General features: G+C 34.5%; 14 protein-coding genes and 1 tRNA gene. 2 read left to right on the top strand and 13 right to left on the bottom strand.

Features of this window, described 5'->3' with window-relative positions; translation table 11 throughout:
* Positions 1-37 precede the first annotated feature (37 nt).
* From NAT50_RS08085 to NAT50_RS08070, 4 genes are read right to left on the bottom strand one after another with little or no spacing between them, the layout of a single operon-like run.
* The gene (locus NAT50_RS08085; RefSeq protein ID WP_250592732.1) at positions 38-232 is read right to left on the bottom strand and encodes a hypothetical protein; all 195 of its coding nucleotides are present in this window, start codon (positions 230-232) and stop codon (positions 38-40) included.
* Positions 233-243: 11 nt separating this feature from the next.
* Positions 244-762: an LPS export ABC transporter periplasmic protein LptC gene (lptC, locus tag NAT50_RS08080; protein WP_317236678.1), complete on the bottom strand. Its 519-nt coding sequence runs from the start codon at positions 760-762 to the stop codon at positions 244-246.
* 39 nt (positions 763-801) lie between these two features.
* The gene (locus NAT50_RS08075) at positions 802-2,028 is read right to left on the bottom strand and encodes an outer membrane protein transport protein (RefSeq protein ID WP_250592729.1); all 1,227 of its coding nucleotides are present in this window, start codon (positions 2,026-2,028) and stop codon (positions 802-804) included.
* Positions 2,021-2,755, bottom strand: coding sequence for a type III pantothenate kinase (locus tag NAT50_RS08070; protein ID WP_250592727.1), 735 nt, complete (start codon positions 2,753-2,755; stop codon positions 2,021-2,023). The genes NAT50_RS08075 and NAT50_RS08070 overlap by 8 nt, the downstream gene beginning before the upstream one ends.
* Before the next feature lie 130 nt (positions 2,756-2,885).
* On the opposite strand from NAT50_RS08070, the gene NAT50_RS08065 reads away from it, so the two are divergent.
* Positions 2,886-2,958: transfer RNA gene (locus NAT50_RS08065), tRNA-Phe, on the top strand.
* Between the two features lie 272 nt (positions 2,959-3,230).
* Here NAT50_RS08065 and NAT50_RS08060 read toward each other — a convergent pair.
* From NAT50_RS08060 to NAT50_RS08045, 4 genes are all read right to left on the bottom strand, one after another.
* On the bottom strand, positions 3,231-4,115 hold the full coding sequence (locus NAT50_RS08060; RefSeq protein ID WP_250592726.1) for a pseudouridine synthase: 885 nt from the start codon (positions 4,113-4,115) through the stop codon (positions 3,231-3,233).
* Between the two features lie 65 nt (positions 4,116-4,180).
* The gene (locus NAT50_RS08055; RefSeq protein WP_250592866.1) at positions 4,181-5,098 is read right to left on the bottom strand and encodes a geranylgeranylglycerol-phosphate geranylgeranyltransferase; all 918 of its coding nucleotides are present in this window, start codon (positions 5,096-5,098) and stop codon (positions 4,181-4,183) included.
* A 49-nt stretch (positions 5,099-5,147) separates the two neighbouring features.
* Complete coding sequence (locus NAT50_RS08050; protein ID WP_250592725.1) at positions 5,148-6,086, bottom strand: mevalonate kinase family protein; 939 nt, start codon at positions 6,084-6,086, stop codon at positions 5,148-5,150.
* Positions 6,087-6,125: 39 nt separating this feature from the next.
* Positions 6,126-7,208 carry a diphosphomevalonate/mevalonate 3,5-bisphosphate decarboxylase family protein gene (locus NAT50_RS08045; RefSeq protein ID WP_250592723.1) on the bottom strand — a complete coding sequence of 361 codons (1,083 nt, stop codon included), beginning with the start codon at positions 7,206-7,208 and terminating at the stop codon, positions 6,126-6,128.
* Positions 7,209-7,291: 83 nt separating this feature from the next.
* Between NAT50_RS08045 and NAT50_RS08040 the strand changes: the two genes are divergently transcribed.
* A complete protein-coding gene (locus tag NAT50_RS08040) occupies positions 7,292-7,774 on the top strand; it encodes a TspO/MBR family protein (protein WP_262918629.1) in 483 nt (160 codons plus the stop codon).
* 6 nt (positions 7,775-7,780) lie between these two features.
* On the opposite strand, the gene NAT50_RS08035 is transcribed toward NAT50_RS08040, so the two are convergent.
* The 5 genes from NAT50_RS08035 to NAT50_RS08015 form a co-directional block, all read right to left on the bottom strand.
* On the bottom strand, positions 7,781-9,001 hold the full coding sequence (locus NAT50_RS08035; protein WP_250592721.1) for a BaiN/RdsA family NAD(P)/FAD-dependent oxidoreductase: 1,221 nt from the start codon (positions 8,999-9,001) through the stop codon (positions 7,781-7,783).
* On the bottom strand, positions 8,998-9,660 hold the full coding sequence (locus NAT50_RS08030; protein ID WP_250592720.1) for a glycerophosphodiester phosphodiesterase: 663 nt from the start codon (positions 9,658-9,660) through the stop codon (positions 8,998-9,000). The genes NAT50_RS08035 and NAT50_RS08030 overlap by 4 nt, the downstream gene beginning before the upstream one ends.
* Before the next feature lie 131 nt (positions 9,661-9,791).
* On the bottom strand, positions 9,792-10,307 hold the full coding sequence (locus tag NAT50_RS08025; RefSeq protein WP_250592719.1) for a hypothetical protein: 516 nt from the start codon (positions 10,305-10,307) through the stop codon (positions 9,792-9,794).
* A gap of 63 nt (positions 10,308-10,370) precedes the next feature.
* Entirely contained in the window at positions 10,371-13,778 is a 3,408-nt protein-coding gene (locus tag NAT50_RS08020) for a hypothetical protein (RefSeq protein WP_250592718.1), read from the bottom strand.
* A 275-nt stretch (positions 13,779-14,053) separates the two neighbouring features.
* The gene (locus NAT50_RS08015; RefSeq protein WP_250592717.1) at positions 14,054-15,307 is read right to left on the bottom strand and encodes an aspartate kinase; all 1,254 of its coding nucleotides are present in this window, start codon (positions 15,305-15,307) and stop codon (positions 14,054-14,056) included.
* Positions 15,308-15,341 lie beyond the last annotated feature (34 nt).

Raw genomic sequence — 15,341 nt, 5'->3', positions numbered from 1 at the left:
AGATGTTCGCTTTTATTTTAATAGAAAGTTTAATTTTTTATTGATTCTTATTTCTGTCTTCGAATTTTTTAGCAAATTTTCTACGAAAAAAGAACATCCCTACAGCCGCTGCTCCAAAAGCAAAACTGAGGTAAGGATTTTGCGTACTATCTCCTAACTTAATAAATCCATCTGCCAAAAACAAAGCGCCCGCTACAAGATACGCGTATTGTGTGTATTTTAAATAATTCATTTTGTTTGTATTTAAAGACTATAAGTTCCTTTTATTTGTTGTGTATCTAAATCTTTGAAATCTTTACTAAAATCTATCCCAACACCGTTGATAACACTTCCTCTATCGATGAAACGGTAAGGCTTTTGGGTAAAAAACCACTCATTTTTCTGGTCATAATACAACTGCTCTGTTTCTAATTTTTTACCATCGTAAGTTGTAATAACCACATTTCCTTGTAACTCTATAATATTGGATCCTGAGTAAGATACGGCATAATTAGAGGTCACGAAGTTCTTATTCCCCATATCGTCATAGATTGTCACATTGACTCCTTTAGGGAATTCGGTAAACGGAAATTCGAGATGGGAATAATCAAGCATTTGTGGTGATTCTAAAACCGCTTTGATTTTGCCCGAATCAGTATATTTTAAATTAAAATCCTGCGCTTCACCTACCGGATTTAATTCGGTAATATTAATTTTTTGTACTTCTTTAAAATTGCTTTCACACGAAACTAAAAAAAGTGTTGTTGCAATCAACAACAGCACCTTTTTTTGATTTTGTATATTGAAAAATAATTTCACGAATTAATCGAATCTACGTTTAACAAACCATCTGTCATTAAACGACAAACCAACTGAAAAACCCATGTAGTTTTCCTGGATCAATCCAGCATTAGTCGTTCCTCTTTTTCCCATCTCCATACCTACGTTCAAAGTAGAACCATACAAAGGCAATCCTAATCCCAAGGTAAGCGCTCTATCTTTAATAGATTCCGATTTCAGTACCAAGCCTGTATTTTCATATCTTAAACCAGCTCTGTAAGAAACACGGTCGAAATAACTAGAGAAAGAATTATATTTTGGAATGTAATATCCTCCAAAAGCAAACTTAGTCGCTTTTTCATATTCGGCACCTGCATAGTTATCTCCGTAATTTCCTTTACTTGACAAAGTAGCTTCTGCACCAACGAACCATTTTTTATCCAAACCAAAACCCGAACCTAACGTAAATTTAGAAGGTAAACGTATTTCTGAATTTGGTATTTCAACATCATTCACTTCCCATACAATTTCTGAACCAGAAGAAGTGTACGTTATTTTAGCAATATTTCTGGTGTTGTCTGATTTTAAAACAGATCCTGGAGCAAAGATTAAACCGGTTGTAAAATCGTATTTATTGATCTTAGCCTTATACGTCAAACCTGTTTTAAAGGCCAAACCATTGATTGTTGCAATATTTTGTTCTCTTGTACCGTATTGGATATCCGATCTTAAATACAAAGCACTTTTCTCTGTTCTACCAAAATTGTACGACACATCAGCACCAATACTGAAATTTTTATTAATCTGATAACCCGCGCCAACAAAAAACTTATTGATATTTCCAACACCGTTGAAACGCGTTCCCTCATCGTTTGTAATATTTATGATTTTGTATCCAACAGACGAATAAGGCATCAATCCTAAACTAAATGCCATTTTACTACTAACCGGAAAAGCCATAGCTAAATAATCAAAAGTGGTTCTTTGCGCTTTTTCGGTATCTTGATCTGTTTTTAATTTGGTAGCTACAAAACTTCCTCCAACAGCAAAACCTGTTAGTTTTAAAGAAGTTAAATCGGCTGGATTTTGTAAGTTGATACGCAAACTATCATTGATAACCGACATTCCCCCCATCGATTTATTCTCTATTGTTCCATTAAATTTGGTTTCACCTAAACCATAAAAAGAATAAGGCGAAGCGGTTCCTTCCTGAGCAAAAGTATGTAATGAAAAAAGGAAAGCACTTCCTAGAATTATTTTCTTAATCATTGTTGATTTGATATTGATATAAATTACCCAAACTCTCCAAAAGAAAATTTGAATTGGCAAATATGGTATTTTTTAATCGTTTAGCCAAAAAATTAGCATCACCGCCCGTTAAAATTATGATAAAGTTTTCTTTTTGAGCCTTTAAAGCCTCTATATAACCGTCGATCTCAAATGTTAATCCATTCACAACCCCGGAATGCATCGACTCTTGTGTAGAGTTTCCGATAACAGCCGTAGGTTCTTGTGGCTGCAACAAGGGCAACTTTGCTGTGAAATGATGCATCGATTCATATCGTAAACGCAAACCGGGCGAAATAGCTCCACCATAATACACATCTTGATCGTCTATAAAATCATACGTCACGCAAGTTCCAACATCAATCACTAATCGATTTTGATTCGGATATTTCAAAACCGAACCCGAAGCCAAAACAGCTCTATCTATTCCCAAAGTATCGGGAGTTGCATACTGATTACTGAATGGAAACGGTTTTTTTCGATCGATATAGTATATTTTCACCCTATCTGAAAAAATTTCGAAAGCCGTTTTTTCTAATTTTCCGACCGAAGCCACTACTAAAACCTCAACTTCTATATTTTTTTTTAAAATTTTTTCAATTGAATTTTGAAACTCTGAATACGAAAAAAAAGCCGTTTCAATAATTGTATTTTTCTCAATTACAGCACTTTTGATTCTTGTATTCCCGACATCGATAGCTAAAATCATACCTCTAAATATTAACGAGGCTAAGGTACAAATAGATTTTTTTAAAAAAATGTTTTGGATAAATGAAAAATGGTTCTATATTTGCACCCGCAATCAACAAGCAATACACGCTTAACGAAAGCAACCGAAAGGTACCTTAGCTCAGTTGGTAGAGCAACGGACTGAAAATCCGTGTGTCCCTGGTTCGATTCCTGGAGGTACCACTTACAACCCTTGAAAACACTACGTTTTTGAGGGTTTTTTGTTTTAGAACTAAATCTAAGTTACAAAGTAGACCTCTCAGAAAATTCATTTCATATTCTACATTTAGATTCCATTCAACCACCAAATAACATCCAATCGCATTAAAGCTTTATTAAACCATTATAGTTTTTTTTATGCGAACGCTTTCAATTAGAATAATTCTTCCTTAAAACGAAACAAAAAGGGCTGTATCGATTGTTTGATACAGCCCTTTTGCTAGAAATTTTTTTGATTAACTATTTTTCAAATTAATCACTTCTTGTTCTGTTAGGAAACGCCAATAACCGCGTCCTATATTTTTTTTGGTCAAACCAGCAAAAACAACACGATCCACTTTTAACACATTGTAGCCAAGGTGCTCAAAAATATTACGTACCACTTTTACATTACTGGTTTTCATCTTTATGCCTATTTCGGATTTCGGTGCATTTTCTACATACGAAATCTCTTCAACATAAATTTTATGATTGTCTATCGTAATCCCCGATTGGATTTTTTCTAAATCTTCAAATTTCAAATTTCGGTCAATAGAAACTTGATACACCTTTGATGAACGTTGGTTCGGCTCTGTAAACTTTCGGATCATATCCGTATCGTTCGTAAAAAGCAACAAACCTGTTGTGGTCTTATCCATACGTCCCACAGGTTGCAACTTAGCCTTGGTAGCGTTACGTACTAAATCCAAAACATTATTGGCGCTGGTCTCTTCGTCTTTAGAGGTTGTAAAGCCTTTTGGTTTATTTAAAAGAACATATTCTTTTTTCTCAGGCGTAATTACACTTCCATCAAAGTTCACCACATCACCCGGTTTCACCTTGTATCCCATTTCGGTTACAACTTCACCGTTTACTTTAACATTACCCGATTGAATGTAAATATCGGCATCACGGCGGGAACAAACCCCAGAATTGGAAATGTATTTATTTAAACGAATATCTTCAGACTTTTCAGTTTTTACTGCTTTTTTGGGTTTATCAAAAATAGGTTTTGGTTTAGAAAAACCTGATTTATCTTGATTTTTTTTGAAACCTGCTTTTGCCGCAGCATTAGGTCTTTTACCTCCCGAATTTGATTTTCCTGCTGTATTGCGTTTACTGTTTCCTCTACCGTTGTTCATTTTAAAAATATTTTTGCAAAGATAGGACAGATTTTAGATTTAGCGTGTAGATTTTGGATTTAAGTTCAAATTCTTAAAATAGCCCTACCATGAACCAAAACCATTGGGTTAATGAGTACTATGCAGAAAACTCCTGAAACAATAAGCACTTTGAGTACATTGTGAAGATGCACATAGTCTGAATGCAAATTAGACTGCCATAGTTTAGCCAGAAAAGCGATGAGCGCCAAAAATGCTACATAAAAGTAAACATCCATATAACCCACATCGAATTTTTCAATCAAAATATACACCGGAATGATTGTTGAAATGGTGAGTACCGTTATGACTTTTTTAGAAGTTTTTTCTCCATAACGCACCGGAATCGTCTGATAATTATTAGCCACATCTCCTTTGATGTTTTCTAAATCTTTAATCATTTCACGAATTAAAATCAACAGAAAAAGAAAGGTGGCGTGAGCAAAAATTACGTGATAGAAATTTTTGAAATACAATAAAATTCCAAAAAAAGGTAAAACTGCCAAAAATGAAGCGGTCAAATTTCCTATGATGGGATATTTTTTAAGTTTATGAGAATAAAACCAAATCAAAAAGATGTAAACGGCAAAAAACATCGCCGCGCGAAATGAGATAATTAACGCCAAAACAGCCGCAAGAAAGTTGAGACCAAAATATACCTTAAGCTTCGTTTGCTGACTCACCAATCGATCTAACATAGATTTATTAGGACGATTGATCAGATCTTTTTCCGAATCGTAGAAATTATTAATGATATAACCCGAAGCAATGGTTAAAGTGGAAGCAATAACCAAAATAAATAGGCGCCAATCTAGAATTACATCTAGAGCTCTTCTTTCGGGGGCAAGTATAAAAATTGAAGATAAATATTGCGCTATGACAATAATTAGAATATTATAGCCTCGAACTACAGAAAACAAACTGAAAATTTTCATCAGTAATAATTTTGTTTTTCTTGTGAACATCATGGCTATTTAAAGTTTGAAAGCGGTTAAACTTTCTCAAAATAAAACATTAAAACTGATATACTACCTCCAGTTTATAGTCTTTTAACGATTTTTTAGCTTTTTCAAAATCCTCTGTAAAACCTAATATATAACCTCCACCACCAGAGCCGCATAATTTTAGGTAGTAGTCGTTGGTATCAATTCCGTTTTGCCAAACCTGATGAAACTGTTCTGGAATCATGGGTTTAAAGTTATTTAAAACCACTTTTGACAATTTCTTCGTATTCGAGAATAATGATTTCACGTCTCCATGAAGGAAATTTTCTATACAAGCATCGGTGTATTTGATAAATTGTGATTTCAACATTTTACGGAATCCTGCTTCTTTCAGGTTTTCCATAAAAATATTCACCATAGGAGCTGTTTCGCCTACGATACCTGAATCTAACAAAAATACCGCTCCTTTACCATTGGTACTTTGTGTCGGAATTCCCGTAGCTTCAATATTATTTTTAGAATTGATTAAAATTGGAATACTCAAATAACTATTTAGCGGATCTAAACCAGAACTTTTACCATGAAAGAAAGATTCCATTTGAGAAAAAATCGCTTTCAATTGCAATAGTTTTTCGCGAGTAAGATTTTCTAAAACCGTAATTTTATTATCTGCATACTTATCATATATTGCCGCTACCAAGGCACCACTACTTCCTACTCCGTAACCTTGAGGAATACTAGAATCGAAATACATTCCTCTATTTACATCGGCTTTTAACGCTTCTATATTGAAAGTAACCAACTCCGGTTGTTCTGATTGCAATGTTTCTAAATATGCTGCAAATCGTTTCAAACTATCGTTAGATTTAATAGCATCTGCTGAAGGGTTTTCTTCAATTTTCAGAGCGCCATTGTAAAAACTATAAGGAATAGCTAAACCTTTAGAATCCTTAATGATTCCATACTCTCCGAAAAGTAGGATTTTTGAGTAGAATAGAGGTCCTTTCATACGATAATAGTCGATTAATTAATTTTATAAATATACAAATTAAATAGCTTGTGCGCCAACACCAATTTGATCACAAATGTACTGACCATTTTGACAATAGCCAACTAATTCGTTCTTAATAAATTGTAAAATTATTTCCTTGCTATTTTCAGGATACAAAACATGCACATTAGCCCCAGCATCTAGGGTAAAACAAACCGGAATTTGCGTTTCGTTTCTAAAGTTCCATATTTTATTAATAATCTCTAGCGTATTAGGTTTCATCAAGATAAAATACGGCATCGAAGTCATCATCATAGCATGTAAGGTCAAAGCTTCACTTTCTACAATCTTAATAAATGCTTCAAGATCACCAGATGCTAAAACTGATTTTATTTTAGAAAGGTTCGTATGCGCCTGCTCAAATCGTCTTTCCGCAAAGGGATGATTGTGCATCAAGTCATGCCCTACCGTACTCGAAACTTGTTTCTCTCCCTTATCAACTAACAAAACGGTATCTTGATAGTTTTTAAAATTCTCATGAAGAACCGAAGGGAATTCGACACCAAATAAATTGGAACTTCCGTTAATTTCTGCATGATTTCCCCAAACCACCACTTGTCCCTTTATACTTCGGCAAGCACTTCCCGAGCCCAATCTGGCTAAAAAAGATGCTTTTTGATGGAAATATTCATCGGTCATTGTTGGATTCAAGGCTTTTTCCAAACTCATGATATTCATGGCTAAAGCAGCCATTCCAGAAGCGGAAGAAGCAATCCCGGAACTGTGTGGAAAAGTATTTCTGGTATCTATCGTAAAATGAAAATCTTTCAAATACGGGCAATATTCAAAAATTCGTTCGAAAAATTTCTGAATCTTAGGTTTAAAATCTTCTTTGGGTTGACCTTCAAACAACAAATCGAAGGAAAAAACGCCATCATTTTGTTTTTTATCAAATCCTAATTGTGTAATGGTTTTACAATGATTCAACGTAAAACTAACAGAAGGATTCGCAGGAATTTGGTTTTCTTTTTTACCCCAATATTTTACTAAAGCAATATTACTGGGCGCACTCCATTGAAAACTTCCCTTTTCAACCACATTGGAATAATCAGAAGCAATAAAATCCTTTTCAGAAATCATAGAATTAAAATTTGGACAAAGATACTTTTTTTGTTGTGGAAAGTTTTAAATTTACACTTAAACAAATTAAAGAAATTTAAAATTTGAAAAATATTAATTGGACCAAAACGGTCATAGCCGTAGTAGCCTGTCTTTCGGTAGGATATTTATCTAGTTTTATTACGCGTTCCGCGATTACGAATTGGTATTCTACTTTAGAAAAACCATTTTTCAACCCTCCGAACTGGTTGTTTGCTCCAGTTTGGTCTTCCTTGTACATCCTGATGGGAATTGCTTTGGGAATAGTCTGGTCGAAATACCAGAAAAATAATGCCGAAGTGAAAAATGCCCTTCAAGTTTTTGTTTTTCAATTACTGCTTAATGCCCTTTGGTCTCTATTGTTTTTTGGCTTAAAAAATCCGCTATTGGCCTTTATCGAAATTATTTTGCTTTGGTTAGTAATCTACGAAGCTATCAAATCGTTCCGTAAAATAGATGGCCTTGCGAGCAAATTACTCATTCCTTATTTGGCTTGGGTCAGTTTTGCCACAATTTTAAACGGTAGCATTTGGTATTTGAACCGTTAAAAACAATTAACTTTCAGAGGTAATGTGTTGGGCTATGATGAACCCTCCTGTCCAAGCATTTTGAAAATTAAAACCTCCGGTAATGGCATCAATATTTAAAATTTCTCCAGCGAAATACAGATTTTGGTGCTGTTTACTTTCCATGGTTTTAAAATTGATTTCTTTTAAATCGATACCTCCCGCCGTAACAAACTCTTCTTTAAAGGTGCTTTTACCATTTACCTGAAACTGACCTTTGGTAAGTTGCTGTACCAATTCTGTGAGTTGTTTTTTAGAAACATCGGCCCACTTAGTCTCTAAACTGATTCCAGAAGCCAACAATAAACTTTCCCACAATCGTTTCGGGAAATCAAAAGGGCAAAATTTAGAAACAATTTTTCTACTATTCTCCTCTTTGATTGTTTTTAGATCTTCCAAAACGGTATCAAAATCTAAATCATTGAGCCAATTAACTTGTAACGTAAACTGATAATTTTTGGTTGCCAATTCTCTGGCTCCCCAAGCGGAAAGTCTCAAGATTCCGGGGCCACTCATTCCCCAATGTGTAATTAACAAAGGGCCAGAAGCTTTCAGTTTCGTATCTTTCACTTTTACTGAAGCCACTGCCGAAACTCCCATTAAATCATTGATTCGATTGTCTTTAATATTGAAAGTAAATAAAGAAGGTACTGGCGCAATAATGGTATGACCGAATTCCTGAAGCATTTCCCAAATTTTAGGATTACTCCCCGTGGTCATGACCAATTTTTCACATTTGAATGACTGTTGATTGGTTTCTACTTTCCAATAATTTTCGCCTTTAAAAACCGATTGAACGCTTTGTCCTGTTAAAACAGCTATTCCTAATTTTTGAGTAGCATTGAGGAAACAATCGATAATAGTTTGTGAAGAATCGGTTATGGGGAACATACGACCGTCTTCTTCAATTTTTAGTGTTACACCATGTTTTTCAAACCATTCAATTGTATCGCCAGAGCAAAACTGATGAAACGGTCCTTTGAGTTCTTTTTCTCCTCTTGGGTAAAACTTAACCAAATCGTTAGGCACAAAACAAGCATGAGTTACATTACAACGACCACCACCAGAGATTCGAACTTTAGAAAGCACCTCTTTTCCTCTTTCGAGGATAGCTATCTTCATTTTTGGTGCTTGTTCAGCAATATTAATAGCGGTAAAAAATCCAGCGGCGCCACCACCCACAATCACTACATCGTAATTTGAAATCATAATCTATCAGGGAAATCAGAAATTATAGCATCTATGCCTAAATTCTTGACAAAGGTAATATCTTCTAGCGAATTTACTGTCCACGTGTGAATTTGGAATCCCTTTTGTTGCGCTTTTTGAACAAAATCTTTGGTAAGCAACTTAAAATAAGGATTAATACTGAAAGCATTTAATTCTTGGGCAAAAACAAAAGCTGCTTCTAAATTTGATTCAGTTAAAACGCCTAATCGTATCTCGGGATTTATGGATTTGATTCTTTTAAGGGTTTCCCAATCGAAACTAGAAACAACAATATTTTGAATTTTTATTTCTTGTAACCGGACAAATTTTTCAATTTCTTCTACGACGATTTGAGTCGCTTCCGGGGTTTTAATTTCTATGTTTAAAAAAGCATGTTCAGGTAAGATATGAAAAACCTCAACCAGAGTTGGTATTCCTAACTTCTGGCATTCTGCAACAGAAAACTCTCTCACAAAACCAGCAGCATTTTTTATGGTTCTGTCTACTGTTTCATCGTGAATGACTATCGCTTCTTGATCAGCAGAGAGATGTATGTCGAGTTCAATTCCGTCGGCACCGAGTTCAAACGCTTTCAGAAATGACTCAATGGTATTTTCTGCCACATGTCCTTTTGCTCCGCGATGACCAATTTTCAACATCTTTTTAAACTATTTTTATTCATAATATTTTGCCTAACGTACTGCCTCGTCACTTTTTTTGATGGTTCCACTACTTTTAAACAAAAAACACCCGAGTATTATTCGGGCATTTTGTCTAAAAAAAAGCTTGATTATTTTACTTGATCATCATCAATGTACGTTTTATTGCCATTCTTGTTAATGTAATACTTACCACCTCTTGGACCTTCAAATACTTTTTTATCGTTGTATTTTCCAACGACTTTGTCCTTGGTATTAGGATCTGCTTTCTCTCTTGTTTCTCGTTCTTTTTTAACCGCTGATTTTTTTGCTCTCGTTTTGGCTTCTTCGGCCTCCTCTTTTACCTTAGCATCTGCTTTGTTTGCTGCAGCTTTTGTTTTTCCTGCAGTCGATTTTGCTTTACCAGTTTCTGAAGCTTTGTTTGCTTTCTCTTTTACTTCGGCTTCTTTTTTAGCTTTGTCCTTTTTTGCTTTCTCTTTGGTAGCTTCTGCTTTTTCTTTGGTTGCCTCTTTTTTTTCTTTGGTTGCCTCTTTGGTTTTTTCTGTTTTCTCCTTTACCTTTTTTGATTTAGTCTCCGTTTCTGTTTCTTGTGCAAAAAGAGTAGTTGACAAAAGTAATACTCCACATAATACTAATAACTTTTTCATTTTCTTGTTTATTAAGATTGTAGTCTAAAGTTACTGATTTTTAGGCAAAAAACATATTTTGTGTTAAAAATAAGCACGCAACTGAATGTTTCCAGTGTGAATTGCTGTAATAGTTTCGCTTTTTCGTCCTTGGTAATTGATATTAATATCCAGAAACTGTGTTAAATTCTTCTGCAAGAGCAATCTCCAAGTCGTATTTTTTCCTGATTGCAACCCTTCCAACATTTGAAATCCTACGGGTGAAAATTCATTGCCTGAAAAAAGATTATTTACCATTGAAATTTCACCATTAACCGTCAGCTTTTTTTCTAATGCGAGGTTAAAAGATGTCCCAAATCTGTTTTGCTTTAAGGTTTCGAAATTGTTTAGTTGATTGGTTTTGTTCTTATACTCGTAAAACACATCTAAACTAGCGTTTTTATTAAACAAATACGATATTTTAGGCTCGAACTGACTTCCTTTGATCTTAAAATTTCTAGTAACATAATTTTCGGAATTATTTCCAGTCTCAAAAGATTTTCCTGAAACAGAAAATAACCATGACTTCTTGAGCAAATGCAAGTATTGTACTTGATGCGAACTGTTTTCAGACTTTTGTATTCCTGAAGACTGAAAACTATTTAATTTATTGGCAATGAAAGTATAAGTTACAGAATGATGTTGTTTTCCTCTATTGAAGAACAAACTGTTTCTAAAATTCGAATTAAAACCCAAAAAGCCTTCGTTTTCTTTAGAAAAAGGATTCAAATCGAATTGATTTCCTTGTCGCCTGATCTTGCGCTCAATAACATACGATGTTTGATTGTAAAAACGAGACAAGAATTTTTTAACTCCTTTTTTATTCTGCCATTGAATAGGATTAAGCAACACGGATTGAGAAAATTTATTTTGATGGGTTTTAACAAAAATCTGATTAGGTAAAAAGATTTTGACATACTTTGCTTGATCAGGGAACAAAGCAACTTCGAACTCTTGAATTTCCTGAATTCCGTTATTATTATAATCATTCCAAGCATAAATTCCTCGTCCGGCTTCGACCTCTAAAAAGGTAAATTCTTGTTGTGGAATTGTTCCTGAGGTGGTTTCGTATGCCGTGGAAATCTGAATAAATTGATTAAAAAAACGATCATTATACAATATTCTAGAATTGAGTGAAGGTTCTTCTTCGCGACCATTTTTAAACTTCAAATTACGATAGGTCACAAATAAGGAGAGATCTCTTTGGTCAGTTTGAATCAGTTTCGATTTGATGTAGTAAGACTTAGACGTGTTTACTCTTTGTAGCCTGCCGGACTGCAAACTATCGTTCACTCTGTGTAAATAACCAATTTCTGCATATACCTTCGTTGAATCGCCTCTTCCTACAAAAGCGCCCAACTCGGTAAACTTTTGACTCAAACTAGATAACTGATTAGTAATTTTGTTCTTCTCTCTATTGTCTTCTGCCCTTACACTTCCTCCTATCCAATTCTTTTTAAAATGCCATTTGGTAAGAATTTGATTTCGTAAGAATCGAGAAGAAGATTGATTGGATTCGGCATTCATAATACTTCCTTCATTCGAAAGAAACCAATTTTTAGATTGGTAAAATCCATTTAAAATATTTCTGCTACCTGAAAAAGTTTCTGAGAAATCTAACTTTTCAAACTGATATTTCCAAAGAGACCGATTCCCCAAGGAAAAAAGTAATCCCACTGTAGCCAAATTTTGATTGCCCGAAGGATTTTGTAAATTCCAATCCCGATCAAACTCCACAGTAAACAATCGCTCAATGGGTTTGAATTTTTTCTGGATGAATTGATAATTCCCAAAGAGATCTGTTGTCCACTTTTTAGTCCATAATCGTTGTTTGAAGTTGATTTTTCCCGCCAATCCTTTATTATTGAAGTCATCTAACTCCGAGAACAAGTTTTTATCATTATTACTAACGGCTACTTCAAAATCCCAATTGGTTTTTTCGCTAGGATTGTATTTGCCGAGAATAGTCGCTATTTGAATCTTGGTTGGAGCCACTAACCGAATCACAGGCTCATAATTACCTTGCGGAACACCGTTAATTGGCGCAACATATTCAAAAACACGGCCGTTAGTTATGGTATTTTTTAATACGTAATTCCCTTGTTGATTTCCTACCAAACTAAATTTTACGTTGTACAATACCTCATTGGAATCTGTTGAATACTCGTAAATCTCAACTCCATTATTATTCGTTTTTTTGTACAAAATCTTATTTTCCGAATAAGGTTCTTCTGCAGCAGAGGGCGCACTCATTAAGGTAATATCATCGCCGGCATTGGCTAAAATCATCGCTTGTTCCGTTGATAAATCTTGCTGAACAGGTTGGTTTTTAACGTCGTTTTCGGAATACACATAACCTGCCAAACTCCATTTTTCCTGTTCATGATTAACACCCGCATAGGTCACAAAACGAGTATAATTCCGATCCGAATATTGGTATTCCACTGTGATTCGCATTTCGGAAGTTATTGGATACAAAGACGTAAACACCACTTCTCCGGCATTATAATCGATCGTGTAGTCGTTATTTTCTCCTCTTTGAAGTAAAATTCCATTCACATAAACCCGTTCCGACCCAGAAATCACCAAGATATACAACTCTCCGTTGGGTCCTTTTAATTTATAAGGCCCCTGATTTCCCTCCTGACCCACAAAAGTACTTTTAGCATATTGCCCGCGGACTAAAGCAGCAGAGGCATACACTTCGGTCTTCTTTTCTGGGAAACCAAACGTGTTGTGGGAAGCTATTCCTTGTACTTTTTTAGAAAAATTCAGAAACTTTGATTTTCGATTTTCAAGAAATAAGTCCCCTGCTCGAATATTCCATTGGTCTGAAAACAATTCGATGAAAATCTGATCAAACTCATCCAATCGTTGTGAATAACCGCCTTCTTGTAGAGGAATATTACTATCTTGAATTGAAGCTCTGAGCGAAACCTTATCGGATAATTTACCGGTAATTTGCAAATCTAAATTAGAATTGACCGAAGCATTTTGATTGTTTCCTACCGTAATGCCGCGTGAAATACTCCCAGAAGTATTTAAACCATCAAAAGGAATAAATTTCTTAGTAGACTGATTGGAGATTCTATACAATTTTGTCAAGCCGTTATCATTACTCACAACCCGGCTTTTGTCATAAATAGTATATTCTCGTGTTATAAAATCGGGGAATTTCAGATATCTTACCGTTAGCGAATCTTGTGGTTTGAATCCTTTTGTAAAAACTAAAATACTCTTTTGAAAATCGACCTTATAATAACTGGTATCGATTGCTTCACCTTGGGAATTTAGTAATTTAAAAAAACTCTGATTAATACTTACGCTATCAATTTGAATGGTATCACGAGTGGCAAGGATTTTTTTGAATTGGTACGGAGTTCCTTGTGCCCAACTCTTTAGCGAGAAAAAACAAACGATAAAAACCAAATAAAAAATACGTTTTTTAGACATATAGCAAAAACTCCAATCTGTCAAAGATATTGTAATTCAGTTAAAAATGCTATGCTGAATTTCAATTGACTAAGGAAATAGGTTTCAACGCTTTCTATCAACTAAAACTATCAAGAAACAAGTATTCTCTTTTATAAAAAAATAACCAACCGAATTGTGATGATATCTCCAAAATCATCTCGAAGAAAGTGTTTTAAACTTTACAGAGAAGACAATTTTAAAAAAGAGAGAACACCAATATTCCGTTGGTTATTGTAAAGAATTAAAATATTAAATTATTCTTTTGTTACCACTTGTAAGGTTTCACGGCTCATTTGTCGCAATAAAACCGTTTTATTTTTTTCTACCATTTTCATCGCGTTATCATCAAAATGACGAATTGTATACAAGGAAACATTTTCATTGTAGGACACTTTGAATTTTTTAGAAAGCACTTTGACCAATTCTTTAAAATTGCCAAATTTATCTTCTACGCAAACCGAAAAACTAATTGCCGAATTCTGAATTAAGCTTACTTTAATCTTGTATTGATGTAATAAAGCAAAAATCTCACTGATATTTTCTTCCATTATAAAAGAGAAATCAATTGAAGATAAAGACAACAACAATTGGTCTTTTTTAACAATAAAGCAAGGTAGTTTAGGCTCTAAGTCTTTTCCTTTGGAAACACTTGTTCCGGGCAATAACGGATTGATAAATGACTTTACAAACAATGGTATTTCTTTTCTTTGTAAAGGTTGCAAGGTTTTAGGATGAATCACACTCGCGCCATAAAAAGCCAATTCTATAGCTTCTCGATACGAAATTTGGTGCAATAGCGTGGCATTTTCAAAATAACGAGGATCGGCATTCATTACACCAGGCACATCTTTCCAGATTGTTACACTTTCAGCATTAAGACAATACGCAAAAATCGCCGCGGTATAATCTGATCCTTCGCGTCCTAATGTTGTTGTAAACCCATTTTCATCGGCTCCAACGAAACCTTGCGTAACGAAAAGTGATTTCTTTTTAGCAATTTTTGAAATCGCCTTTTGAGTGGTTTCCCAATTCACATTAGCATCTCGATAGGTATTATCTGTTTTAATATAGTTACGAACATCTATCCATTCTGTTTGAATGCCTTTGTAACTCATGTAGTGACTTACAATGGTTGTAGAGATAATTTCTCCGTAACTCACAATCTGGTCATAGACAAAATTATAATTAGGAGATTTGTTACTGCGTAAGAAATATTCTAAATCGGCAAAATGGTCACGAACATCCAGAAAAACTTCATGTTCTTCATTTTCGAACAAATCGAGAAGAATTTCATTGTGGTATTTCTTGATTTCCTGAACAGAAGCATTCAATTGAGGTGATTTATCGAAATAATTCTTAATCACCACCTCCAAAGCATTGGTCGTTTTTCCCATCGCGGAAATCACCAATAAAACTTCTTCATAACCTACTTTTTGCAAAACGTCGAAAACGTTTTTTACACCGGCCGCATCTTTTACTGATGCACCACCGAATTTAAAAATTCTCATATCTTAAAAAATTACAAATCACTGTTTCGAGTAA

The sequence above is a fragment of the Flavobacterium luminosum genome (assembly GCF_023635005.1).
GTDB lineage: Bacteria > Bacteroidota > Bacteroidia > Flavobacteriales > Flavobacteriaceae > Flavobacterium > Flavobacterium luminosum.
Note: the sequence above shows the minus strand (reverse complement) of the source record. Positions and strands in the feature narration are given on the sequence as shown.

Excerpts from the sequence above, each read along its gene's own strand:
- NAT50_RS08085 (WP_250592732.1), bottom strand. The coding sequence starts at position 232 with ATGAATTATTTAAAATACACACAATACGCGTATCTTGTAGCGGGCGCT.
- NAT50_RS08075 (WP_250592729.1), bottom strand. The coding sequence starts at position 2,028 with ATGATTAAGAAAATAATTCTAGGAAGTGCTTTCCTTTTTTCATTACAT.
- NAT50_RS08070 (WP_250592727.1), bottom strand. The coding sequence starts at position 2,755 with ATGATTTTAGCTATCGATGTCGGGAATACAAGAATCAAAAGTGCTGTA.
- NAT50_RS08060 (WP_250592726.1), bottom strand. The coding sequence starts at position 4,115 with ATGAACAACGGTAGAGGAAACAGTAAACGCAATACAGCAGGAAAATCA.
- NAT50_RS08055 (WP_250592866.1), bottom strand. The coding sequence starts at position 5,098 with ATGTTCACAAGAAAAACAAAATTATTACTGATGAAAATTTTCAGTTTG.
- NAT50_RS08050 (WP_250592725.1), bottom strand. The coding sequence starts at position 6,086 with ATGAAAGGACCTCTATTCTACTCAAAAATCCTACTTTTCGGAGAGTAT.
- NAT50_RS08045 (WP_250592723.1), bottom strand. The coding sequence starts at position 7,208 with ATGATTTCTGAAAAGGATTTTATTGCTTCTGATTATTCCAATGTGGTT.
- NAT50_RS08035 (WP_250592721.1), bottom strand. The coding sequence starts at position 9,001 with ATGATTTCAAATTACGATGTAGTGATTGTGGGTGGTGGCGCCGCTGGA.
- NAT50_RS08030 (WP_250592720.1), bottom strand. The coding sequence starts at position 9,660 with ATGTTGAAAATTGGTCATCGCGGAGCAAAAGGACATGTGGCAGAAAAT.
- NAT50_RS08025 (WP_250592719.1), bottom strand. The coding sequence starts at position 10,307 with ATGAAAAAGTTATTAGTATTATGTGGAGTATTACTTTTGTCAACTACT.
- NAT50_RS08020 (WP_250592718.1), bottom strand. The coding sequence starts at position 13,778 with ATGTCTAAAAAACGTATTTTTTATTTGGTTTTTATCGTTTGTTTTTTC.
- NAT50_RS08015 (WP_250592717.1), bottom strand. The coding sequence starts at position 15,307 with ATGAGAATTTTTAAATTCGGTGGTGCATCAGTAAAAGATGCGGCCGGT.